Origin of the sequence: Acinetobacter haemolyticus, from assembly GCF_900406815.1 — a bacterium.
Taxonomy (GTDB): Bacteria; Pseudomonadota; Gammaproteobacteria; order Pseudomonadales; family Moraxellaceae; genus Acinetobacter; species Acinetobacter haemolyticus_A.
Map to the genome: position 1 here is coordinate 132,839 of NZ_OVCN01000003.1, position 23,730 is coordinate 156,568.

Genomic DNA, 23,730 nt, shown 5'->3' on the forward strand with positions numbered 1-23,730 from the left:
TGTAGTGTGCAGCAGATACAAATTGTTGAGTAGCTACAGAGTTTTATTAAAAAAATATAACAGATCATTTCTTTTTCACTCATCTGCTATAAAATTATTAAAATAGAACATATGACTCATAAACAGAAAAAGCTTGATCTAGGTATTTTATGTATAAATCAGAACAGTTAGCGCATCAGCTAAAACTTCTCATCGAAAATGGATCATGGGAACCCCATAGCAAATTGCCGTCCTTGCGAGAACAAGTACAACGATCTGGTTTTAGTCTCATTACTGTCATGAATGCTTATCAAGAATTGGAAGCACAAGGCCTGATTTATTCAAAAGAAAAATCGGGCTATTTTGTTGCTGAACAAAATCATCATCAAATTCCCCAAACATCCACAGTGGTGTCATTAAATCCAAAAATTGAAATCAACTCTCTGGTGTTTAAGTATCTAAAGTCGATTCAGTCAAAACAGATCTGTCCCTTAGGCTCAGCATTTCCAGATAGCCAATTGCTTTATCCGCCCAAACTGATTCAAATCATGGGACAACTCTCCCGTAATCGGAAAAGTTATGATCAAACATCCAATCTTCCCCCAGGAAATTTCGCCTTAAGAAAACTGATTGCTCAGCGCTATTGTATGCAAGGGATCCCAACCGATGCTGATGATATTGTCATCACTTCTGGGGGCTTGGAAGCGTTAAATCTATCCTTACAGGCCATCACTCAACCTGGTGACTATATTTTTTTGCAGCAGACAATTTTCTATGGTGCATGGCAAGCGGCTGAACGTTTAGGATTAAAAGTCATTACCTTGCCTGAACATCCTCTACATGGCTTTGATCTTGAGGCTTTTGAGCAAGTGATCCGAGATTATCCAATTAAAGTTTGTTGGTTCATGTTAAATGCACATAATCCAATTGGCTTTACGGTTAGCAATGAAATTAAGTATAAAATTGCCAAGCTTCTACACGAACATCAGATCCATTTAATCGAAGATGATGTTTATGAAGAATTATTTTATGGCAGTCAAAAACCCCTGCCGATGAAGTATTTTGATCAACAACATTTGGTTTTGCACTGCTCTTCTTTCTCTAAAACTTTGGGTTCTGGTTTTCGTATGGGTTGGGTGTATGCAGGTAAGTTCTCAGAACACATCCAGCATTTACAATTGATGAGTACCATTTCCGCAAACGCACTTATTCAGAACGCACTGGTTGAGTTTTTATCTAATCATCATTATGAAAAGCATTTAAGAACGTTGAGACGAGCTCTAGAAAAGAATAAGAAGCAATTCTTTCAATATCTCAAACAACATTTACCTAAAGGCTGTAAAGTTTTTAACTACCCAAGCGGTTATTTTCTATGGATTCAACTGCCTGAAAAAGTCAGCAGCATGAATATTTATGAACAACTGATCCAGCAACAAATTGGAATCGCGCCAAGTCCGCTTTTTAATGTACTGCCATCGCATCAACATTTTATTCGGATGAATTGTTCTTTTGAATGGACTGAACAAATTCAACATGCCGTGGAGCAGTTCATTCTAGCTATTGAAACAGAAGCCTCGATTTAATTGGGCTTCACAAGATTGCGCTTTCGATATTGACTAGGTGTTTCTCCAAAGGTCTTTTTAAAAGCACGGATAAAATTGGTGGCTTCTTCATATCCCACAATACTTGCAATATCCTGAATACTATATTGTTTTTGTTGTAGCATTTTTTTAGCCTCAGTAAAACGTACATCAGCTAGAAGCTGTAAAAAAGTCGTTCCCTGTGCCTGTAAATGTCTTTTAAGGGTTCGTTCAGACATATTCAAACGCTCAGCAATCATTGGCAATGTGGGATAACCATTGCTTGAGTTATACAGTAATTCCGAGCGAATACTCTTTTGTAAGTCACGATGAGTTTCTCTGACTAACTTTTCTTTATCATTATCGCAATATAAAAGCGCTTGCTGATAAGAGACTTGATCAGCATTTTGATTTTTGCAATGAAGAAATTGTTTTGGAAAACGCAGACCATTTCGTTTTTGATTAAAATGTATTTTGATTTTTGAAAGCTCAATATACTGATAATCATTGGTTTCTTTCCAATCTAAGAAAACTTCACTCTGTTCAATAAGTTCTTTCGAAAATAAACTTAAAAAATGAATTGCTCCAAAAATCAAACATTCAACTAAAAAAGATCGTAATTGCGCCGATTGTTGCTCACCACCCAATTTAACGGGATGCACATCATCTAAGTAAACGTAAACAAAGTGTTCATCCACACTCCATTCATGTATGAAATTTTGAATCCGCGTACAGAAATATTGCTGGCATAGCGTCAAGGCAGTTTCAACATCAGCACAGCTTAAAAAAGCAAAACCCAATGCACCATGTGAGGTTGGACGGAGTTTGAGTCCATACTCAATACCCAATCGAAGATTGCCTGTGAGTTGTAGAGCATTCACAACCAGCTTAGACCATTGATGAGCACTCATTTTGGCATCAGCATGCTTCATATCTGCAAGAACCAACCCTGTATTATGCAAAACTGTTTGGTTCTCGATGCCATATTCTTCGACTATTTCTAATAATACATGGGCATAAGAGACTGAAATATTTTCTTGAAATAACCCGAAAGGATCACGCATGGCACATCCTGTGTCCTAAAATGATTATTAATATGGCATAGTCTCCCCTATTGAGCGAAAAGTTTATTCTGAATAATCAGTCATAGATAAATGAATAAACATAGAGGAATTGCTTAATGGCAAGCCTACATCTCGACAAACAACAATCTATTTATGTGCTTACCTTAATCAATGGTGATCAGGAAAATGCACTGAACAAAGACGTTTTAGAGGAATATATTTCAGTTTTTAATGAAATTGAAAACGATCAAAATAACGCCAGTCTAATTATTCGTAGTGATCATCACAAAACGTTTTGTAATGGATTAGACCTTGCATGGTTAATGCAACAATCTATCGAAGATAAAAAAGCATTTACTTCACAACTGGAAGATATGTTACTTCGCCTAGCATTATTGAATCTCCCTGTGATAGCAGAAATCAATGGCAATGCTTATGCAGGCGGGGCAATTTTGGCATCAGCCTGTGACTTTAGATTTATGCGATCAGATAAGGGACGTTTTTGTTTTCCTGAAATCAAACTCACCATTCCTTTTACCGATATCATTGCAGAAATTGTACAACTACTACCAAATCAGTATGCGACTTGGGAAATGTCATTAATTGGAAAAGCGATGACAGGAGTTGAATGCTTACAAGCGCAAGTCGTCAGTCAAATACATCCAAGCGAGTCGCTACAAAATGAGACGTTAAGATTTGCAGAGGATATGTCGCAAAAGCATCGTTTGACTTATGCTGTGATTAAACGTCAATTACGTCATCGAATCGTAGAAATTGCCAAACAACGTCAGTTATATGATCCTGAAAAGTTTGCGCATCCTTTCATGAATTAACTTTATTTGCGCAAGAATCAGAAATAGAAATTACGGTGAAAATAATGCAAGGAAGAACTGTTTTTATTACAGGTGGAAGTCGTGGCATCGGTCGAGCAATCGCTATAAAAGCGGCTCAAGCAGGTGCAAATGTCGTGATTGCAGCGAAAACTGCTATCGAAACACCAAAATTATCAGGCACCATATACAGCGTTGCGGAGGAAATTGAAGCTGCGGGCGGCAAGGCACTTCCTCTTATTTTAGATGTACGAGATGAGCAACAAATTTATTCTGCCATCCAACAAACAGTTGAAACTTTTGGTGGAATTGATGTGCTCATTAATAATGCAGGTGCAATTGCACTTACAGGGGTAGAAACAACTCCCCTCAAACAATATGACTTAATTCAGACGATTAATCATAGAGCTACATTCATCTGTGCTCAAGCCGCGTTACCTTACTTAAAAAAATCCGACAACCCTCATATTCTCAGTTTATCCCCACCTGTAAATATGTCACCGAAATGGTTAGGTATGCTTTCACCCTACGCGCTCTCGAAATATGGGATGAGCATACTTACTATGGGGATGGCAGAAGAATTTCGTCAATACGGTATTTCTTGCAATACCTTATGGCCAGCAACCTATATTGCAACTGCTGCTGTCTCAAAAAAGCTGGGGGAAGAAAATACCTTACAAGTGAGCCGAAAACCAGAAATTATGGCTGATGCAGCTTATTCAATTTTTACAACCAATCGTGGTGAGCTAACAGGAATGAGCTTAACAGATGAACAAGCTCTAGCAAGAATTGGGATTACTAATCTTGAAAACTATGCATGTATAGATGGCAATAATAACATCCAGAAAGATTTCTTTTTAGATTAGCTCCACTATAAAAAACGCTCTTAAAACTTTCATCTTAAGAGCGTTTTAATTCACCAAGTTAAATGATTAACCTGGGAAAATACCACGCTCTTTACGTGCTTTTAAAATGCGCTCACAACCCAAAATGAAGGCAGCTGTACGTAAAGTACATTCTTTCTCACTTGATTTGTGCCATACATCATTAATCGCTTGAATCATGAGTTTATCAAGACGTTCATTGATTTCTTCTTCTGACCAAAAATAGCTCGACATATCCTGAACCCATTCGAAATAAGATACGGTCACACCACCCGCATTACAGATTACGTCTGGGACAACCGTGATACCACGTTCAACGAGGATGTCATCCGCTTCTGGATATGTTGGGCCGTTCGCGCCTTCAAGTACCAGTTTTGCTGATAAGTTTTTCGCACGTTCAACCGTGATCTGACTTTCTAATGCAGCAGGGATCAAGATATCCATGTCTACAGTCCAGAACGCGTCATCGCTGATCGCTTGCGCACCAGCAAAGCCACCCACACCTTGATGAGTTTCCATGTGAGTTTTTAATGCCGCAAGATCAATCCCGTCAGGATTGTAAATCGTACCTGTATGGTCCTGAATCGTGACGATTTTAGATTTTGATTCAACAAATAAATACGCAGCTTCACTACCTACGTTACCAAAACCTTGCACCGCAACTTTAGCGCCATCTAAAGGTAATTTAATTTTTTCAGCAACTTGTTGACCTGTAATAAATACACCTCGACCTGTTGCTTTGATACGCCCCAAAGAACCGCCCAAATGCACAGGTTTACCTGTTACCACACCCGTTACGGTATGACCTTGACCCGATGAATAAGTATCCATGATCCAGCCCATAACGTTTGGATTAGTACCCACGTCTGGTGCAGGAATATCTTTTTGTGGACCAATGATATGGCTGATTTCACTGGTATAACGGCGTGTTAAGCGTTCTAATTCACGTGGAGAAAGTTGACGTGGGTCAACACGGATACCGCCTTTTGCACCGCCAAATGGTAGATTTACCACCGCAGTCTTAATTGTCATCCATGCTGAAAGTGCCATGACTTCATTTAAATCTACATCTGGGTGATAACGAATACCGCCTTTACCCGGACCACGTGACAAGTTGTGTTGTACACGATAACCCTCAAAATGACGAATTGTGCCATCGTCCATAACAATTGGCACGTCAACGATCAAAGCACGTTTTGGGCGCTTCAATGTATCCACATAACCTTCTAGACCTTCTAGATATGGAGCAACACGCTCGATCTGTTCGAGATAAGTTGCCCATGGACCGTCATTTTGAGAGATATAAGATAAATTAGACATTTTTGCCTTATCCTTTTGATAAGTTCACGTGAACCATCAATCAAATATATAGTTAAAAATTATATAAGCGGCTAATTTGGCAGTTCTGCTATCCAAATCGAACCGTGGATTACATTCAGCCACATCAAAAACTTTAATTTTGCCAGTTTCCTTAATGGCTTCTAATAATGGATCAAATACCGATAAATCAACTCCTTTTACCGCCGGTGCGCTTACACCCGGCGCAATGCTAGCACTAAATACATCAAGGTCAACTGTAATATACAAATAGTCAACTTTTCCGATAAATTTTTGTATTTTTAAGATTATATTTTCGACATTTTTCTGTTGTAGTTCATAATCGTAAATATAAGTACACTTCAACCGATCTGCTGTTTCAAACAAAATCTTCGTATTTGAATGCTTCGCCACACCGATACATAGATAATGGAATTCTTGTTGGTGTTGTTCTGATAATGTTGCTGCATTTAGAAAAGGTGTACCTGAAGTGACTTGCGTTGCTTCACGAAGATCAAAATGGGCATCAAAATTGATAATTCCAATCTTTTTCTTAGGTTCGTGATTTTGAATATATTGAAACAATCCTGAAAAACTACCAAAAGCAACCTCATGCCCACCACCTAAGACGATCGGTTTCATACCCTGTTTTAAGCAACGCTCAACCTGATCTGCCAACTCAGCTTGGGCATTTTCCAGCTGGTCACTTTCGCAAACCACAGTACCTAGATCCGCTATTGTGACAGGTTGATGCACAGGTAAGTTCGCGAGTTGAGCACGAATCATATCTGGCGCATCCGCAGCACCAACACGACCTTTATTTCGTTTCACCCCTTCATCTGAACCAAACCCAATGAAGGCATATTCGGCTTGCTGGCTGGTATTGACCACCTGATGGATACGTAAATGTGACTCACCTTCTCCATCATGTCGTCCTTGCCACTTAAATGAATGTTTCATAATTAATCGCTACTTAAAAAGTTATTCACTTAGCCAATCGAAATTTCAGTACCGTGACGTATGATTCTTTTGGCTAAATCACCGCCGAGCCAATACACAATTTCAGAAGGATGTTCAATATCCCATGCAATAAAGTCAGCCACTTTGCCTTGCTCTAGACTGCCATGGGTTTTCTGTAAACCTAATGCATGAGCAGCATGGATAGTGACGCCAGCTAAAGCTTGTTCAGGTGTTAAACGGAATAAGGTACTTCCCATATTCAACATCAAACGCAAGGATAATGCTGGCGAGGTACCAGGATTTAAATCGCTAGACAATGCGATTCGAACACCATGCTTTTGCAAACTTTCGAGTGGTGGAAGTTGGGTTTCTCTCAAGAAATAAAATGCACCTGGTAATAACACCGCAACGGTTCCAGCCTCAGCCATTGCCTTGACATCATCTTCCGTCATGAACTCTAAGTGATCTGAGGATAAGGCATGGTAGCGTGCTGCTAAACTAGAGCCACCTAACGAAGATAGCTGTTCTGCATGTAATTTAATCGGCAGATTTAATGCCTGTGCTGTTTTAAACACACGCTCAACTTGCTCAGGTGAAAATGCTAAATACTCACAGAACGCATCGACAGCATCAACAAGTCCCTCTTGATGTAATTTCGGCAGCATTTCCGTGCAGATATGCTCAATATAAGCATCGCTTTGATCTTTAAACTCAGGCGGCAATGCATGTGCAGCCAAGCAAGTACTTTTCACAGTCATCGGTAATGTTTGTGCAACCTGACGAATGACACGCAACATTTTTCTTTCATTTTCATAATCCAAGCCATAACCTGACTTGATTTCAATGGTAGTCACACCATCTTTTAACATACAGCGGATACGTTCTAGGGCTGATGCAAGTAACTGCGCTTCCGTTGCTTCGCGCGTTGCTCGTACTGTACTTGCAATTCCCCCCCCATTTGCTGCGATCTCTGCATAACTCACGCCTTGCAAACGTTGTTCGAATTCAACACTACGATTGCCTCCAAACACACTATGCGTATGACAATCAATCATACCGGGTGTTACCCATGCACCATTGAGATCAATTGATTCCGCATATTCTACTGAAGGCACATCTTTCTCTGCGCCGATCCAATCAATATGCTGTCCATCTGTCACCATGGCTGCATTTTCAATACTGGAATATTGTCCATTTTGCATCGTGGCAATGTGACAGTTTTTCCAAAGCTTTTTCATGCAATTATCCTCAAATAGCCCAAGCATTAGATGCTTAGGCTATTTTGTTTTTAGCGTTCTATTCCGATATTGTGTGGCAGGCTGTGTTCTACTGGTACAGTGTTTTGTTTAGGTTTTACCCAGATACTGTAAGCAATCCAAAGTAATATTAACCAAGAAATGCCAACATAGATCGCAGGTCGAGAGTCAGGGAAATATCCCATCATCACCAAAATAAACACCATAAATGCAATGGCAAATGCAGGTGCATATGGCCAACCAATCACAGGGAAATCGAGTGCTTTAATTTCTGCTGTTGAAAGTTTACGGCGCATCGCTATCTGAGAAAGCAAGATCATTAACCAGACCCAAACTGTTGCGAATGTTGCAATTGAAGCAATGATCAGGAATACATTCTCTGGGATAAGATAATTCAATAGAACACCAATCAAGAGAACACCTGCCATCACAACCACTGTCATCCAGGGCACCCCATTACGAGATACTTTTTGGAACACCTGTGGTGCCTGTCCTTTGTCTGCCATACCATAAAGCATACGTCCTGCACCAAACACATCACTATTAATGGCTGAGACAGCTGCGGTAATTACAACGATATTTAAAATCGTTGCAGCAGATCCAATTCCAAGATTCTCAAATATTTGTACAAATGGACTACCTTGGCTGCCAATTTGATTCCAAGGGAAAATCGACATCAATACAAAGATCGTGAGTACATAAAATAGTAAGATACGAACTGGCACAGCATTAATCGCTTTAGGAATCGAGGACTTTGGATCTTTCGATTCACCCGCAGTAATACCGATAATTTCGATACCACCAAACGCAAACACCACCACCGATAAACAAGCGACTAACCCTGCTATTCCGTTAGGCATAAAGCCTTCATGTATCCATAGGTTTTGGATGCCTGTGGTAAAACCACTGTTATCCGCTTGAAACCCATAAAACATAAGTCCCAAGCCACCTAAGATCATGGCAATAATTGCGGTAACTTTAACAATAGATAGCCAAAACTCGAGTTCACCAAAAACCTTTACGTGGATTAAGTTAATTGCTCCTAAGAACATAATCAGTGACAAAATCCAGATCCACCTTGGCACATCGGGATACCAGAATCCCATGTAAATACCGAATGCTGTCACGTCAGCCAGTGCCACAATGATCATTTCAAACACATAGGTCCAACCTGTGGTAAAACCAGCAAATGGACCAATATATTGTGTCGCATAATGACTAAATGAACCCGATACCGGGTTCTTTACCGCCATTTCACCAAGTGCCCGCATCACGATATAAATTGCAATCCCTGCAATAATATAAGCGAGTATGACTGAAGGGCCTGCCATACTTATAGCAGTTGCAGAACCGTAAAAAAGTCCCGTTCCAATTGCTGATCCTAATGCTAAGAAACGGATATGACGGGTGTTTAACCCCCGCTGTAATGTGGAGTGCTGTGACATTGTAATCTCCAATCCTTGAGTAAATTTAGTTAGATTCGGCCACTCCATGTGGCCGTTTTGTTAATCAGCCTTTAACTAAACTTGGTAAGAGATTTGGAATAATTAACTCGTTTAAACATCCACTCGCAAGCAATTCGCTTGCTTGTTCAATATCAGGTGCAAAAAAACGGTCTTCACTGTAATACGGCACTTGATCACGCAATACTTTACGAGCACGCTCAAGTTTCGGAGAACTTTTTAAGCCTTCACGGAAATCAAGACCTTGACACGCGCCTAGCCATTCCACCGCCAAGATGCCACGAACGTTGTCTGCCATATACCACAAACGTTTGCCTGCATTTGGTGCCATGGAAACATGGTCTTCTTGGTTTGCTGATGTCGGTAAACTATCTACACTTGCAGGATGGGCTAAAGCTTTGTTATCACTTGCCAATGCCGCAGCTGTGACTTGAGCAATCATAAATCCTGAATTGACACCACCATTGGCAACCAAAAATGGTGGAAGTTGTGACATATGGCGGTCCATCATCATTGAAATACGGCGTTCAGACAGCGAACCGATTTCTGCAATTGCCAGTGCCAAATTATCAGCAGCCATTGCCACAGGCTCTGCATGGAAATTACCACCTGAAATCACATCACCTTCTGCTGCGAAAACCAATGGGTTATCTGATACAGCATTTGATTCAATTTCTAAAACTTCTGCTGCCTGACGAATTTGAGTCAAACAGGCACCCATCACTTGAGGTTGACAACGAAGTGAATATGGATCTTGCACTTTACTACAATCTTCATGTGAGTGTGCAATTTCACTTGAGTCAGTCAATAAGTCACGGTAAGCCGCAGCAACATCGATTTGACCACGTTGACCACGTACTTCATGGACACGGGCATCAAATGGTGCACGTGAACCTAACATTGCTTCAACACTTAAACCACCACAAACAGTGGCAGCAGCAAACAAATCTTCAGCTTCAAATAAACCACGTAACGCATACGCTGTTGAAACTTGCGTACCGTTTAAAAGTGCTAGACCTTCTTTCGCAGCCAAAGAAATTGGCTCTAAACCAGCCACTTTTAATGCATCAACAGCTGATAGCCATTCACCTTTATAACGAGCCTTACCCTCACCCAACAACACCAAAGACATATGTGCTAATGGCGCTAAATCCCCTGAGGCACCGACTGAACCTTTAAGGGGAATATGTGGATAGACTTCTGCATTGATCAAGGTAAGAATGGCATCAATCACTTTACGGCGAATACCAGAGAAACCACGTGCCAAGCTATTTGCCTTGAGCAACATGATTAAACGAACCATCGCATCATCTAATGGCTCACCGACACCCGCAGCATGAGAAAGTACCAATGAACGTTGCAGTTTTTCCAAATCTTCAGGCGCAATTTTAGTTGAAGCAAGTAAACCAAAACCTGTATTGATCCCGTAGGCAGTACGACCTTCATTGACAATTTTTTCCACGCAAGCAACGCTGGCATCTATCGCAGCCGATGCACTTTCATCAAGTTTGACTTTAATCGGATTTAAATAAGCTTGGCGAAGATCAGCTAGCGTTAATTTGCCGGGTTGAATGAGAAGTTCCATGATTGGCGTCCTATTTTGCAATATATTGTTCTCTTACGGCGTCTCTTGCACAATTGCAAAAAACGCCGTAAATGTTATTGAGCGATTTTTATCGAGTGATCATTGGCAAGTTCAAACCTTGCTCCTTAGCACAATCAATCGCAATGTCATAACCCGCATCTGCGTGACGCATTACCCCGGTTGCAGGATCATTGGTCAATACACGTGCAATACGTGCTGCAGCTTCATCGGTACCATCACATACAATCACGACACCAGAGTGTTGAGAGAATCCCATACCTACGCCACCACCATGATGCAACGATACCCAAGTTGCGCCACCAGCCGTGTTGAGTAATGCGTTCAATAACGGCCAATCTGATACTGCATCTGAACCATCTTGCATTGCTTCAGTTTCACGGTTTGGACTTGAGACCGATCCAGAGTCTAAATGATCACGCCCAATGACGATTGGTGCTGAAAGTTCACCACTACGGACCATTTCATTAAAAGCTAAACCGAGTTTTGCACGTAAACCTAAACCTACCCAGCAAATACGTGCTGGTAAGCCTTGGAAACTAATACGCTCACGTGCCATATCTAACCAACGATGTAGGTGTTCATCATCAGGAATTAATTCTTTAACTTTCGCATCTGTCTTATAGATATCTTCTGGATCACCTGAAAGTGCCACCCAACGGAATGGACCTACACCACGACAGAACAATGGACGAATATAAGCAGGTACGAAACCTGGGAAATCAAAGGCATTTGCAACACCTTCTTCTTGTGCCATTTGACGAATGTTGTTGCCATAATCAAATGTCGGAACGCCCATTTTTTGGAAATCAAGCATTGCCTGTACATGTTTCGCCATGGATTGTTTAGCCGCTTTTACCACAACTTCTGGTTCAGTTTGAGCATGTTGACGATATTCTTCCCACGTCCAACCCACTGGCAAATAGCCGTTAAGTGGGTCATGAGCGCTAGTTTGGTCAGTGACCATATCTGGATGCACACCACGACGCACCAACTCAGGTAAAATTTCAGCCGCATTACCATGTAATGCAATCGAAACTGCTTTGCCTTCTTTGGTATATTTTTCGATACGTGCGAGCGCATCATCTAAATCAGTTGCTTGTTCATCAACATAACGTGTGCGTAAACGGAAATCGATACTGGTTTGTTGGCATTCAATATTTAGAGAACATGCCCCAGCCAATGTAGCTGCTAATGGTTGAGCACCGCCCATACCACCTAAACCAGCAGTGAGTACCCAGCGACCTTTTAGATCGCCGTTATAATGTTGACGGCCAGCTTCAACAAAGGTTTCATATGTACCTTGTACAATCCCTTGGCTACCAATGTAGATCCAAGAACCTGCTGTCATTTGACCATACATTGCCAAACCTTTTGCATCTAGCTCATTAAAATGTTCCCAATTCGCCCAATGTGGAACCAAATTCGAGTTCGCAATCAGAACACGTGGCGCATCTTTATGGGTTTTGAATACGCCGACCGGTTTGCCTGATTGAACCAATAAAGTTTCATCAGCTTCTAAGTCTTTCAAAGTTTCAACGATTTTATCAAAACATTCCCAGTTTCGTGCCGCACGTCCAATACCACCGTAAACAACAAGTTCTTTCGGATTTTCAGCGACATCAGGGTCGAGATTATTCATCAACATGCGTAATGGGGCTTCGGTCAACCAACTTTTAGCATTCAGTTGTGTACCACGTGGTGCGCGAATTTCTACGTCACGAAATTTTGTTGTCGTTGTCACGATGAGACTCCTTTCGATGGAATTTGGCCTGCAAATTAAACTGCTTTTAAGAGATAGCATGTATTAACTTGTATATACATCTATATACTACACAAAACTTTTATCTTGAAAAGATGCATTTCATTCCATTTATAAAAATAATTTTTAAGACTATGAAATAAAAAGTTTTATTTTTTACAAGGCAATAAAAAACCCATACAACTACAATTTGTATGGGTTTTAAGAAAAAACAAATTATTTAAATTTTTGTGAGTTTAATAAGAAAGGTTCTAGACTTTGATTAAAGATAAAAATCAGATCAGCAGAACTCTTTATTTCAGAAAAGACAGACTCAAACATCCATTCATAATCTGCATGGAATTTTTTGGGATCATAAATGAGGTTAAAATCGCGAATTTCTCCATTGAGCAATTCACAACTAACCACACTGTCACCACTAAAGGTTACAGATTCCAAAGTCTGCAAATGCTTAAGATGATGATCAATATTCAGCATAATGCCCTGACCTTGCAAAACAGTCAGAATACGTTGCATACCCTCAAATTTGGAAAAAACCCCAGCCGTTTTGACGTCTGCCATGGAAATACGCCAGTCGAACTCCTCAAGAGAGTTTCCTTCACTACGAGCAAGTTCAACTGTATAACCTGCCCCATTTTTCCACAGCATTTGTTTATAATCTGCTGAGCTTAAATGCTGAATCATTGCGTAAATTTACCTTCCAGATAATATCGACTTCCTGGATAAATCAAACGCGCGCTGGAAATCAGTTGTTTATTTGACCATGTACGGCGGCGGATCAATAGACATGGTTCTGTTTTATTAATTTTCAACCATTTACATTCTTGAGCAGACCCTAGAATCGCTGTCACGACATGCTCACCTTCAGTCACTGGAGCCTTCGACATCAAATATGCATTTGGTGTAATTGTCGTAAAATCTTGTGCTAAATAATCTGGAATCAACACGGGATCAACTAATCGATCTTCAATTTGAACAGGCACATCATTCTCATAATGCACAATGATCGAATGAAATAGCTTTTGACCCTCGCGTATTTGCATTAATACGCTTTGCTCTGAGTCAGCTTGAATTTGTTCTAACACTAACACTTCTGCGCAATGCTTGTGATTTCGGGCAATAATCTCTTCAGCAATGTTATTGACATGGAATAAAGCCGTTCTTCCTTGCCCTTCTGCAACAAAAGAACCCACGCCCTGTATACGTACAAGCAAGCCTTCACTGGTTAGTTCACGTAAAGCGCGATTGACAGTCATACGACTACAACCAAGCAAATTGACCAATTCACTCTCAGAAGGGATCTTTTTATTGACTGTCCACGTGCCTTCATAGATTTTTTGTGAAATCATTTGCTTTACACGCAAGTATAATGGTACAGGACTATCTTCCCCGAGTGATAGATCCAAATCATTTTGCTTGGATGTTCTTGACATTGAATAAAACTCATACAAAATACTTTGAACTATTGTATAGGGTTTCACGCCAATTTGTATATACAAGCTTATACAATCAAGTCGTTTTGTAGTCTCTATTTATTAAAAACAAAAAAATTTATTTAGCTCTTAGAACAGAAAAAAGCTGCAATAGTTAAGCTATTACAGCTTTTTAAAGGTTGAAATGAACTTAATCTAGACTATAGGCAATCACATAATCCCCATGATCAGGTGACTGACGAGCACCGCCGGCAGTAATAACCACATACTGTTTACCATTTTTAGGCGAAACATAACTAATCGGTGTACCTTGACTGCCGACTGGCAAACGAGATTTCCATAGTTCTTTCCCTGTTGAAGAATCAAGCGCACGCAAGTAATAGTCTTGAGTTGCTGCAAAGAAGACTAAACCACCTTGGGTTGCCATTGGACCTCCAATCGTTGGCATACCAATTGGTGCTTTAAGTCCCATTTTGATTCCCATTGGCCCCGTATCTTCTACTGTTCCCATCGGAACCTGCCAAGCAATTTGGCGTGTTTTCATATCAATTGCGGTCATCGTACCGTATGGGGGTTTTTGACATGGAATATTAAATGTTGACCAAAAACGGTTTTTGTCTACTTTATAGGGTGTTCCTTTCATTGGTACAGCACCCATACCCGTATTGACTTTTTCACCACCACTGGCTTCAAGTGCCAAATCTTCAGGTGTTTGTTTAATTAACTGAATCCATAAGCCTAAACGCATGTCATTCACAAACATGTATTGATGACTTGGATCGAATGCAATACTGCCCCAGTTCATTCCTCCCAGAGAACCAGGAAAACTGAGTGAAATATCTGTTCCTGGTGGAGTAAACAAACCTTCATAGCGCATTGATTTAAAGTTAATACGACACATCAATTGATCAAAGGGTGTCGCGCCCCACATATCTGATTCAGTTAGAGTTTGATTACCGATTTGTGGCATCTCTACTGAACGAGGTTGTGTTGGGCTATATTGCTCATCTGGGATATTGGCTGGTTTAACAGGTTGTTCAATCACTTTCGTTAAAGGTTTTCCTGTTAGTCGATCAAGAACGAAGAATTGGCCAGACTTTGTACCGATGACAACAGCAGGTTTATTTGAACCATCTGGCATAGGAAAATCAACCAAACTTGGTTGCATCGGCAAATCAAAATCCCATAAATCATTATGCACAGTTTGATAAACCCACTTTTCTTTACCTGTGGTTGCATCTAAAGCCAATACAGAAGAATTGTATTTATGGTCGAGTGGTTGACGATTCCCTCCCCATACATCAACTGATGAGCTACCCATCGGTAAAAATACGGTATTCATTTCAGGATCATAAGATAATGCCGCCCATGCATTGGCTGAACTACGCTTATAGATTTCACCTTCTTTCAACATATAGTTAGGATCAGGATGACGTGGATCAAACACCCAACGCAGTTCACCCGTAATCACATCGTATGCACGAATCACCCCGCCTGGCATGTCTGCTGCAAAGTTATCAGCAATACGACTTCCTACAACTAAGACTGATCCTGCCACTGTTGGAGCGGAGGTGACTTGGAAACGCGGTGCTTTTGTACCTTCACCTAATCCTTGATGTAAATCGACCGTACCATTCACACCAAAATCGTTACAACGTTCTCCCGTATCCGCATTGATCGCGATTAAACGTCCATCTGGTGTATTGGTATAGACTCTACGTAAACATGCAGTATTATTTGCAACCGCTTTGACAGGTGTGGCCCCAGCTAGAGTCGGCTGTTGTAATGGCTGGGTTGTATCAAAATAAGCCACACCACGGCAACGCTCCCATGCATCGGCCTTGGAATTCACCTCTGCCTTCCAGATTTGTTTACCAGAATCCGCTTCTAAAGCAAAAATATTGTTATGTGGTGTACATAAAAAGACTTTATTTCCAACTTGCAAAGGCGTCATTTGATCCTCTGCGCCATTGCCCGAACCCGTGGTGAAGTCACCTGTACGAAAGCGCCACGCTTCTTTTAACTGATGTACGTTGTCACGGGTAATCTGATCCAAAGCTGCGAAACGACTCCCCCCAGTATCCTGTCCATAATGTTGCCAATTGGTTTGTTTCATATCTGTTTTTACAGGAATCAAAGGCAATTGCTCACCTGAGGCAGCAACAGTTGGATGTGGTACAAACATTTGATAAAAACCAAAGATCATACCCAATACAGTCAAACCACCAACGGCATAAGCAGGAAATTTAGCAGCAGGTTGAAATTGATAACGACGGATTGCAGGCAAAGTCAGCACGAGTGCTGCAAACAAACCTGCTGGGAACATGAGACGCGAAAATAATGGCCAAAATTCCCAACCTGCATCAATTAACGACCAAATAATTGTGCCGACAAAAACAAGACTAAATAACCAAACCCCTAGCGCTTTCTTCTTAAAAATAAAAATCGCAGATGCTAAAGTGAATAGACCTGCTATCAGGAAATACCATGAACCACCGAGAGCAATCAGCTTTCCACCGCCGATTGTGAAGAATAGTCCCATCAGCAATAATGCAAGACCTAAAATAAAACACCATATCTTTAAGATGATATGACTATTGGTAGACTCTGACATGGGTCATACTCCTCAACTAGAAATTCACTCGCACGCTCAATCCAGCAACCCAAGCATCCGCTACTTCTTTTACACCAGCAGGTTGATGAATATATTGTAGATTCGGTCGTAACATGACAGCAGATGACCATTGATAGGTATAGTTCAACTCAACATTGAGTTCATCTCGTTGAACAGGAATATAATCTACTGCGAATGCATCATATTGATCGTAACCACGACTATGATTAATATCGATTTGACGATCTTTATAACGATCATTGACTAAGTAGTTTGCAACACCCAAACCAATAGAATCATTTGGGCGACTATCAAATGGTCCTTTGTACCAAAGTGCAAGTTGTTGCGTACTTCGAACTGCTGTTGTTTCTTTATCGTTTACCACGACATTCACACTGGCATATAGACCACGCTTTGGATCATCGCCGTTCTGTGTCAATTGTTGTTGAGCATTGAGCCAAAAACTGTGTTTGCTATTGTGGACTTTATCTGTAATCGCGATGTCATTCGCTTCTGCTGTTGAATACAATGCTCCTACCTTATATTCACCAGCTAAACCGTCAAAAACTGCTAATTTAGGTCGCCAAGCCAATTCAACAGGAATCGTTGCACCTTTGACATTGTCCATATCCAAGTTAAACCCATCACTGTTTTTATCTGTTTTAACGTTATCAGGATTAACTTCGTAAACACCTACACCGAGCGTCCACTCAGGTGCAAACTGGTATTTCACATTTGCGCCCCACAAGCCAACAGGTAGGTTGTACCAAATCGAGCCGATCGATTTCCCGAGTTGGCTACCGCATAGTAATAAGTTTTGGAATTCACATTGAGAACCATTGAAGTCCTCAGACATGCCCATACGACCGATTTTGAATTGGACTGAATTATCCGCAAAACCGGTTTTAATCCATGCTTGTGATAAACGCCAGATTTTGCCGCGTCCATATATTTCTTGGCTATTTCCCAAAGCACTTGAACGTGGATCTTTAATACGATCTAAAGTTAAGGCATTACCATCTCGTTTAGTGATCAAGATATTAGCAGTCGTGTCTTTCCAACCTGCAATTTTTTCTAAGTCAAAATTTGCACCTAAAGATAGTTGCGCTGCATTTTTAATGGCATTGTCATCATTGTAGCCACCATCCAAATTGGTTGCTGATTGACTCATGATCGATGTGGTAAATTTATAACCCTCTTTTTCTAGTTGTTGGCGTTGTCCATTCCAATCACCCAATAACCATTGACGATCTTGTGACCATGGTTGATCCGCTAAAGCATGCTGTACAGATAAAATTGAAAATGTCAGTAACGTCGTTTTAAATAAAAACAAATGCTGTCTCATCGATAAATTCCTTGTCTTTCTAATCTAAGTAGCACCTCAAGAAAGGTGCTACTTTTTTCTTATTTGACCTGCACGGCTGAACTCAGTTCAGAGGTAGCGCCTAAATGATCCGTCACATTGGCGGTTATGGAGGCAACTTTAGCAGTTGGTTTCCATGAAACTGTTGCTACACCTTGAGCGTTGGTAACAGCAATCACTGAACCTAAATAAAGCTCGGCTTCATTTGAACTTGCTACCGAGTTTCCAAAAAATTCGACTTGATAACGCTGATTTGGTTGTCCTTTTACTTCAACAGCAAGTTGACCTTTTGAGAGTGTAAGTTTTGGTGCCTGAATGGCTTGATTCGGTTGTGGATTACAGCCTTGTTCATTTGGTCGCTGACAAGTTTTTTGCAAGTTTTCAGGATCAATCTTGACTCCATGCCCACGAGAACCAACAAAATGTGCATGCTCTAAGCCCGGAATATCAAAAGTGATTGCACCTAAACGTTGGTTTGGTTCACAGCTTCCGCCTGCTTCACAGCGTTTAATATCCTTTGAATTATTCCAAATTTGATTTTTTGTTAAGGTAATACGTGCATTGGCATCTTTTTCAGAACGAATCGCAATTCCAATGCGATTACCATGAATTTTGTTGCTATCTAAAATATTACCGTCCCCCGTTAGGTTAAATCCTAATGAGTTATTGGTTAGCTCGTTATAGGCGATATAATTGCGTTTGCCCCAATTAATCTGTAAACCATCTGAATAATTTTCAAATTTGTTTCCCACAACCGCATTATCATTCCCCCAAAGAATTTCAATCCCTTGGGATGGCTCTGGATTTGCTGAAGTTGAAATAAAATGGTTATTCGCAACTAAATTAAATGCAGCACCACGTGTTAGCTCTAACCCATCACCATTGTCTTGGAAATAGTTATTGAGGACTTTATTGTTATTGGTGGTGGTTGCGGTTGGATTGCCTTTACCATCATCACCTGTCAACATCACGCCCGCACCACCATAGTTGTGCATAATGCGGTTATGTTGAATCAGGTTATTGCTGGCACGATTCATCAAAATACCAATACAGAAATGACGAATTTCTAGACCTTTAATGGTCACACCATTAATGTCTCGTAACACAATTCCCGGTAAAGTGGTTGTACGAACATTCGTCCCGTATTGCCCTTCTACAGCTCCGGGACACGCTTCAACGCCACGACCTTTAATATAATTTGAACCATCAATGGCAATATGTTCGCCTGTTTTCGCCCATTGTGTACCAATGATTTTGACTGGTGCTTTAATTTCAGGAAGTGGGCTATTTACCTTGATTGCATAAGGTGCTTTCCCTACCGCCTGAATCAGAATCTCGCTGGCTTCTGTCGGATTACTATTGGCTTGTTCAATCGCCCAACGGAATGAACCTTTTTCAGTATCATCCTGATAACGGTCAACAACATAGGTTTGAGCTGCTGCCAAACCTGATACAGCTAAACCCATTGTTAAAGCAGTTAAACGTATAGAAGTTGCTTTCATTTTCTAGAAATCCTTTTCAATTATTCTGTCGGTTGCACTGTTTTTAACAACTGTTTCAGTTGGGTCACATCAATTTGACCAGGTGCTGAGGCTTCACCAATCATACCGAAGCTAAAACTACCGCCCATATTGGCTGTCGCAATTCTTGAAATAGTGCCGAGTTTGCCCATCGACATCGTCAGCAATGGTTTATTTGAAAGTTGGCTAACTTTTAGCGTGGCATTCATCAACGTGAAAACATCTTGTTTGTTTTGCGGCATCACTGCGATTTTTAAAATATCGGCACCAAGCTCATCTTGTTTCAATAAACGTTTAACGATTTCATCTTCACTTGGTGTTTTCTTAAAATCATGATTCGACATCACGATCAGCACTTTTTTATCATGTGCCAATTGAACTGTATTTTTGACGATCTGCTGATCACGGAACATTTCAACATCCAACATGTCCATGAATGGTTGTTTCAAATATGCCTGATAGGTCTTGCCGTAATCAGCATCACTAATGTTGAGTTGACCACCTTCGTTATGGGTACGAATGGTCGCAATCACTGGTTTATTGCCTAATACCTTTTTTAATTCATGTCCTAAAGCAATCACCTGTTTGGTATCAGCAGCAAAATCGAGCAAATCAATACGAAATTCTGCTAGATCTGCATCTTGATTGGCTGCAATCACTTTAGCTTGAGCGATCGCTTGTTCTTTAGTTTTTGCAGTAATCGGTACAATCGTTTTAACTGATGACTTGGCAAGCTCAGCCAATTGAACTGGGCTGTGAACATTTTCTTGAGCGTGTGCCATTTGAACCGTAAATAAAGGGCTAACAAGCAACGTTAATGCTGCCAGTGTTTTCATTTTCATCATCATCGTCCTTAATGGATTGCTTGCCTTTTCCAAGAGCAAGCAATCATTACTTATTCACTTAAAACTTAAAACTTAAAAAACTTTAAATATCAAAAAACACAGTTTCATCATCACCTTGGATACGAATATCAAAGCGATATACAACTTCACCATCCACTTCGGTACGTTTAGCAATTAAGGTTTGACGACGTTTCACCCACTCAATGCTATTTAAAACGGGATCATTGGCATTTGCTTCAACTTCATCATCGAAGTAAACACGAGTATGCAAACCAAGATTGATACCGCGCGCAAATACAATGACCGCAATATGTGGCGCTTGGGTTGTACCTTTACGACCTGCTACAGCACCCGGTTTAATGGTGTTAAAACTCCAAAAACCTGTTTCAAAGTTTGCACCCGTACGTCCCCAGCCTAAGAAGTTTGGATCAACTGTTTTACCTTGCGTATCGGCTTGGCTTGGGTAAACACCATTGGCATCGGCTTGCCAGATTTCCAGCAACACATCTCTTAATGGCAAGCCCAGCCCATCAAAGACTTGTCCTTCAAGACGAATACGCTGACCTTGCGTTTTTTCACTCACCAGCTGATTGTTAAAATTATGTTCAAACACCTCAATATCGGCTTGTTGCGGTAACAAACCAATATGTACATAAGGACCACCTGTTTGTGATGGGGTTTCTTTCAATTCCTGAAAATTCCACGCGTTCATTGTGTTACTCCATTAAGTCAAATCATTTTCAAAGTAAGTCGCACGACGACCACGAAGATGAATATCAAAGCGGTAGCAACGGCTATCTGATTCAATGAAATTGTTTTTATCTTCCAACGCAATTAAGGCACGACGTTGATCATCAGATGGGATCGTTTTCAAAATTGGACAAGAGTCAATCAATGTATCGCCTTCAAAATAGAACTGCGAAATTAAACGTTGCGCCCAGCCATCTGCAATTAATGAGAAATGAATATGCGCTGGACGCCATTCATTGATACGGTTACGCCACGGATATGGACCTGGTTTAATGGTACGGAAAATATAGAACCCATTTTCATCCGTTAAAGTACGACCACAACCACCAAAATTCGGATCCATGGCACCAATAAATTTGTCATTTGGATGACGGTAACGACCTGAAGCATTGGCCTGCCATACTTCTAATAAGGCATTTTTAACAGGACGACCAAACTGATCACGTACATATCCATGCACAATAATCCGTTCACCAACAGGTAAGCCCTCTTTGGCATAGTTCAAAATCAGATCATTGTCTTTAGGACCAAAAAGATTCGGTGAAAAGTGTGGTGAAGTCACTTCCGTTAAAGTTTCATTAATCGAAATCAACGCATTCTTTGGTGAGCGTAATACACTGGTTTTATAGCCCGGTGTATATGCTGGCGGGTGATCCTCTGAATTACGTTGCGGATATGCACCTAGTGTATGATTTAACATCCTTATCTCCTTAATCCTGTGGTTGTGCCGAAACGGGTTGCACTTCGATTCCAATTTCCTTAAAGACTTCTTCTGCCATATGCATTGCAGCATTTGCAGCGGGTAAGCCTGCATACAATGAACTATGTAAAATCAACTCCTTAAGTTCATCTTTAGTCACGCCATTGTTAAAACAAGCACGTAAATGCATTCTGAGTTCATCTTCTCGCCCCAATGCCAATAAAATAGCAATGGTGACTAAACTGCGGGTATGGCGTGGCAAACCGTCACGTGACCACACTTCCCCCCAAGCAAATCGACTAATAAAATTCTGAAAATCTTGGTTAAAGTCATTGAGGTTCTCTAAAGAACGCCCGACATGTTTTTCACCCAGTACTTCTGTACGGACTTTCAGACCTTGTTGATAACGTTGTTCATCATTCATTGAGGTTGTCCCGAATTGAAAGAAAGTTAGGTTGCATCCGTATGCGCAACTAGAGATTTCACAAAGATCGCCACAGCAGCAGCCGTTGCTGGAATAAACAACATGCTTAAAATCATGGTGAACGACCAATTATTCCCAAGTAACACTGCGCCTATCCAAGCACCAAATACAGCACCGAAACGACCGATACCTGTCATCCATGCAATTCCTGTGGCACGACATTGGGTAGGATAAAAACGAGCACTTAAAGCGGGCATTGCTGATTGCGCGCCATTGATCGCAATACCAGCGCATAGAACTAAAACAGCAAGTAAAGTTGGATTTGCTAAGCTTTGACCGACTGCAATGGCAAATAAACCTGCGGCAAAATAAAAGCCTGCAATAATTCGGTTCGGATTAAAGCGATCCATTGCCCAACCGATAAATAAAGCACTGAGTACACCACCAAATTGGAACAAACCACCGATAAATGCAGCGCGTTCCAAGGTTGCCCCAGTTTCACGCATTAAGGTCGGCAACCAACTGGTCAGTAGATAAATCACCACCAACCCCATAAAATAGGTTGACCACAATAAAACGGTGCCTTTGGAAAATTGTTTTGAAAACAACATGCCAAATACACTCTTTTTCTGAGCTACATTTGATTGCTCTTCTGGGATATGGAATTCCGTTACACCTTGAACTTGTGATGGTGCAATGTGCGTTAAAATTCGACGTACTTTCTCAGGGTTCTTATTTTTTACAATTAAGAAGCGATAAGACTCAGGTAAGAACAAAATCACCAGAACCATTAAAAACAATGGTGTCCATCCACCTAGCAAAAACAAGCTATGCCAACCATAATTAGGGATAAGCCAACTACTAATGAATCCCCCTGTTGCCATCCCCAAGTTATAGCCACAGAACATACAGGTCACCATTAATGAACGTACGCGGGTTGGGCAATATTCAGAGAACAAAGTGGTTGCATTCGGCATCGCTGCGCCCAAACCAATTCCCGTTAAAAAACGCAATACCACCAACTGATCCAAATTCGTTGCGTAGGCAGAAGCAAGCGTAAAGCCTCCAAAAATCAGCATGGAAACGGTCAATACAATCTTGCGGCCAAAACGATCGGCTGTGGGACCTGACACCAATGCACCAATAATCATCCCGCCTAAAGCTGCACTCATTACGGGGCCAAGCTGTGAACGATCGATTCCCCAATCCTGAGTTAATGCGGGTGCAATAAACCCCATCGCAGCAGTGTCAATTCCATCTACAAAAACGATGAGAAAACAGACAATTGCGATTAACCACTGATATTTACTGATTGGTGCATGATCAATCAGTTTCTGTGCATCCATACTATTTGCGGGAGCAGCAAATTCCTGTGCCATGGTT

The 23,730-nt window shown here is 40.9% G+C and carries 19 protein-coding genes and 1 pseudogene; 3 read left to right on the forward strand and 17 right to left on the reverse strand.

The window, feature by feature from the left end:
- Positions 1 to 149 precede the first annotated feature (149 nt).
- Positions 150 to 1,562: a PLP-dependent aminotransferase family protein gene (locus DK207_RS03155; protein ID WP_109439947.1), complete on the forward strand. Its 1,413-nt coding sequence runs from the start codon at positions 150 to 152 to the stop codon at positions 1,560 to 1,562.
- Here the strand turns inward: DK207_RS03155 and DK207_RS03160 are convergent.
- Positions 1,559 to 2,623: an AraC family transcriptional regulator gene (locus tag DK207_RS03160; protein ID WP_109439948.1), complete on the reverse strand. Its 1,065-nt coding sequence runs from the start codon at positions 2,621 to 2,623 to the stop codon at positions 1,559 to 1,561. The genes DK207_RS03155 and DK207_RS03160 overlap by 4 nt on opposite strands.
- Before the next feature lie 116 nt (positions 2,624 to 2,739).
- Between DK207_RS03160 and DK207_RS03165 the strand changes: the two genes are divergently transcribed.
- Positions 2,740 to 3,456, forward strand: coding sequence for an enoyl-CoA hydratase/isomerase family protein (locus tag DK207_RS03165; protein ID WP_109439949.1), 717 nt, complete (start codon positions 2,740 to 2,742; stop codon positions 3,454 to 3,456).
- Between the two features lie 35 nt (positions 3,457 to 3,491).
- Positions 3,492 to 4,319 (forward strand): SDR family oxidoreductase, encoded by an 828-nt coding sequence (locus tag DK207_RS03170; RefSeq protein ID WP_109439950.1) that lies wholly within the window; start codon positions 3,492 to 3,494, stop codon positions 4,317 to 4,319.
- Positions 4,320 to 4,385: 66 nt separating this feature from the next.
- On the opposite strand, the gene DK207_RS03175 is transcribed toward DK207_RS03170, so the two are convergent.
- The 16 genes and pseudogenes from DK207_RS03175 to DK207_RS03250 form a co-directional block, all read right to left on the reverse strand.
- Positions 4,386 to 5,657 (reverse strand): Glu/Leu/Phe/Val family dehydrogenase, encoded by a 1,272-nt coding sequence (locus DK207_RS03175; RefSeq protein WP_109439951.1) that lies wholly within the window; start codon positions 5,655 to 5,657, stop codon positions 4,386 to 4,388.
- A gap of 36 nt (positions 5,658 to 5,693) precedes the next feature.
- On the reverse strand, positions 5,694 to 6,614 hold the full coding sequence (gene hutG / locus DK207_RS03180) for a formimidoylglutamase (RefSeq protein WP_109439952.1): 921 nt from the start codon (positions 6,612 to 6,614) through the stop codon (positions 5,694 to 5,696).
- A gap of 29 nt (positions 6,615 to 6,643) precedes the next feature.
- Positions 6,644 to 7,852 carry an imidazolonepropionase gene (hutI, locus tag DK207_RS03185; protein WP_109439953.1) on the reverse strand — a complete coding sequence of 403 codons (1,209 nt, stop codon included), beginning with the start codon at positions 7,850 to 7,852 and terminating at the stop codon, positions 6,644 to 6,646.
- 50 nt (positions 7,853 to 7,902) lie between these two features.
- Positions 7,903 to 9,315 carry an amino acid permease gene (locus DK207_RS03190; RefSeq protein ID WP_109439954.1) on the reverse strand — a complete coding sequence of 471 codons (1,413 nt, stop codon included), beginning with the start codon at positions 9,313 to 9,315 and terminating at the stop codon, positions 7,903 to 7,905.
- A 64-nt stretch (positions 9,316 to 9,379) separates the two neighbouring features.
- Positions 9,380 to 10,918, reverse strand: a complete 1,539-nt coding sequence (hutH, locus tag DK207_RS03195) for a histidine ammonia-lyase (protein ID WP_109439955.1) — start codon at positions 10,916 to 10,918, stop codon at positions 9,380 to 9,382.
- An 88-nt stretch (positions 10,919 to 11,006) separates the two neighbouring features.
- The gene (hutU, locus tag DK207_RS03200; RefSeq protein WP_109439994.1) at positions 11,007 to 12,683 is read right to left on the reverse strand and encodes a urocanate hydratase; all 1,677 of its coding nucleotides are present in this window, start codon (positions 12,681 to 12,683) and stop codon (positions 11,007 to 11,009) included.
- Positions 12,684 to 12,944: 261 nt separating this feature from the next.
- A pseudogene (locus DK207_RS03205) lies at positions 12,945 to 13,382 on the reverse strand (HutD family protein); the annotation flags it as partial.
- Complete coding sequence (gene hutC / locus DK207_RS03210) at positions 13,379 to 14,131, reverse strand: histidine utilization repressor (RefSeq protein ID WP_109439956.1); 753 nt, start codon at positions 14,129 to 14,131, stop codon at positions 13,379 to 13,381. The gene hutC and the pseudogene DK207_RS03205, both read right to left, overlap by 4 nt.
- Positions 14,132 to 14,321: 190 nt before the next feature.
- Positions 14,322 to 16,745: a glucose/quinate/shikimate family membrane-bound PQQ-dependent dehydrogenase gene (locus DK207_RS03215; RefSeq protein WP_109439957.1), complete on the reverse strand. Its 2,424-nt coding sequence runs from the start codon at positions 16,743 to 16,745 to the stop codon at positions 14,322 to 14,324.
- A 16-nt stretch (positions 16,746 to 16,761) separates the two neighbouring features.
- Positions 16,762 to 18,090, reverse strand: a complete 1,329-nt coding sequence (locus tag DK207_RS03220) for a carbohydrate porin (RefSeq protein ID WP_109439958.1) — start codon at positions 18,088 to 18,090, stop codon at positions 16,762 to 16,764.
- A gap of 59 nt (positions 18,091 to 18,149) precedes the next feature.
- Positions 18,150 to 19,610, reverse strand: coding sequence for a right-handed parallel beta-helix repeat-containing protein (locus DK207_RS03225; RefSeq protein ID WP_109439959.1), 1,461 nt, complete (start codon positions 19,608 to 19,610; stop codon positions 18,150 to 18,152).
- Between the two features lie 20 nt (positions 19,611 to 19,630).
- Positions 19,631 to 20,464: a type I 3-dehydroquinate dehydratase gene (aroD, locus tag DK207_RS03230; protein WP_162540199.1), complete on the reverse strand. Its 834-nt coding sequence runs from the start codon at positions 20,462 to 20,464 to the stop codon at positions 19,631 to 19,633.
- 91 nt (positions 20,465 to 20,555) lie between these two features.
- On the reverse strand, positions 20,556 to 21,185 hold the full coding sequence (pcaG, locus tag DK207_RS03235; protein WP_109439961.1) for a protocatechuate 3,4-dioxygenase subunit alpha: 630 nt from the start codon (positions 21,183 to 21,185) through the stop codon (positions 20,556 to 20,558).
- A 12-nt stretch (positions 21,186 to 21,197) separates the two neighbouring features.
- Positions 21,198 to 21,923 carry a protocatechuate 3,4-dioxygenase subunit beta gene (gene pcaH, locus DK207_RS03240; protein WP_109439962.1) on the reverse strand — a complete coding sequence of 242 codons (726 nt, stop codon included), beginning with the start codon at positions 21,921 to 21,923 and terminating at the stop codon, positions 21,198 to 21,200.
- Between the two features lie 10 nt (positions 21,924 to 21,933).
- Positions 21,934 to 22,347 (reverse strand): 4-carboxymuconolactone decarboxylase, encoded by a 414-nt coding sequence (gene pcaC, locus DK207_RS03245; RefSeq protein ID WP_005089936.1) that lies wholly within the window; start codon positions 22,345 to 22,347, stop codon positions 21,934 to 21,936.
- Between the two features lie 26 nt (positions 22,348 to 22,373).
- Positions 22,374 to 23,726: an MFS transporter gene (locus tag DK207_RS03250; RefSeq protein ID WP_109439963.1), complete on the reverse strand. Its 1,353-nt coding sequence runs from the start codon at positions 23,724 to 23,726 to the stop codon at positions 22,374 to 22,376.
- Between the last annotated feature and the right edge of the window lie 4 nt (positions 23,727 to 23,730).

Coding starts and splice junctions, on each gene's coding strand:
- DK207_RS03155 (WP_109439947.1), top strand. CDS start 150: ATGTATAAATCAGAACAGTTAGCGCATCAGCTAAAACTTCTCATCGAA.
- DK207_RS03160 (WP_109439948.1), bottom strand. CDS start 2,623: ATGCGTGATCCTTTCGGGTTATTTCAAGAAAATATTTCAGTCTCTTAT.
- DK207_RS03165 (WP_109439949.1), top strand. CDS start 2,740: ATGGCAAGCCTACATCTCGACAAACAACAATCTATTTATGTGCTTACC.
- DK207_RS03175 (WP_109439951.1), bottom strand. CDS start 5,657: ATGTCTAATTTATCTTATATCTCTCAAAATGACGGTCCATGGGCAACT.
- hutG (WP_109439952.1), bottom strand. CDS start 6,614: ATGAAACATTCATTTAAGTGGCAAGGACGACATGATGGAGAAGGTGAG.
- hutI (WP_109439953.1), bottom strand. CDS start 7,852: ATGAAAAAGCTTTGGAAAAACTGTCACATTGCCACGATGCAAAATGGA.
- DK207_RS03190 (WP_109439954.1), bottom strand. CDS start 9,315: ATGTCACAGCACTCCACATTACAGCGGGGGTTAAACACCCGTCATATC.
- hutH (WP_109439955.1), bottom strand. CDS start 10,918: ATGGAACTTCTCATTCAACCCGGCAAATTAACGCTAGCTGATCTTCGC.
- hutC (WP_109439956.1), bottom strand. CDS start 14,131: ATGTCAAGAACATCCAAGCAAAATGATTTGGATCTATCACTCGGGGAA.
- DK207_RS03215 (WP_109439957.1), bottom strand. CDS start 16,745: ATGTCAGAGTCTACCAATAGTCATATCATCTTAAAGATATGGTGTTTT.
- DK207_RS03220 (WP_109439958.1), bottom strand. CDS start 18,090: ATGAGACAGCATTTGTTTTTATTTAAAACGACGTTACTGACATTTTCA.
- DK207_RS03225 (WP_109439959.1), bottom strand. CDS start 19,610: ATGAAAGCAACTTCTATACGTTTAACTGCTTTAACAATGGGTTTAGCT.
- aroD (WP_162540199.1), bottom strand. CDS start 20,464: ATGAAAACACTGGCAGCATTAACGTTGCTTGTTAGCCCTTTATTTACG.
- pcaG (WP_109439961.1), bottom strand. CDS start 21,185: ATGAACGCGTGGAATTTTCAGGAATTGAAAGAAACCCCATCACAAACA.
- pcaH (WP_109439962.1), bottom strand. CDS start 21,923: ATGTTAAATCATACACTAGGTGCATATCCGCAACGTAATTCAGAGGAT.
- pcaC (WP_005089936.1), bottom strand. CDS start 22,347: ATGAATGATGAACAACGTTATCAACAAGGTCTGAAAGTCCGTACAGAA.
- DK207_RS03250 (WP_109439963.1), bottom strand. CDS start 23,726: ATGGCACAGGAATTTGCTGCTCCCGCAAATAGTATGGATGCACAGAAA.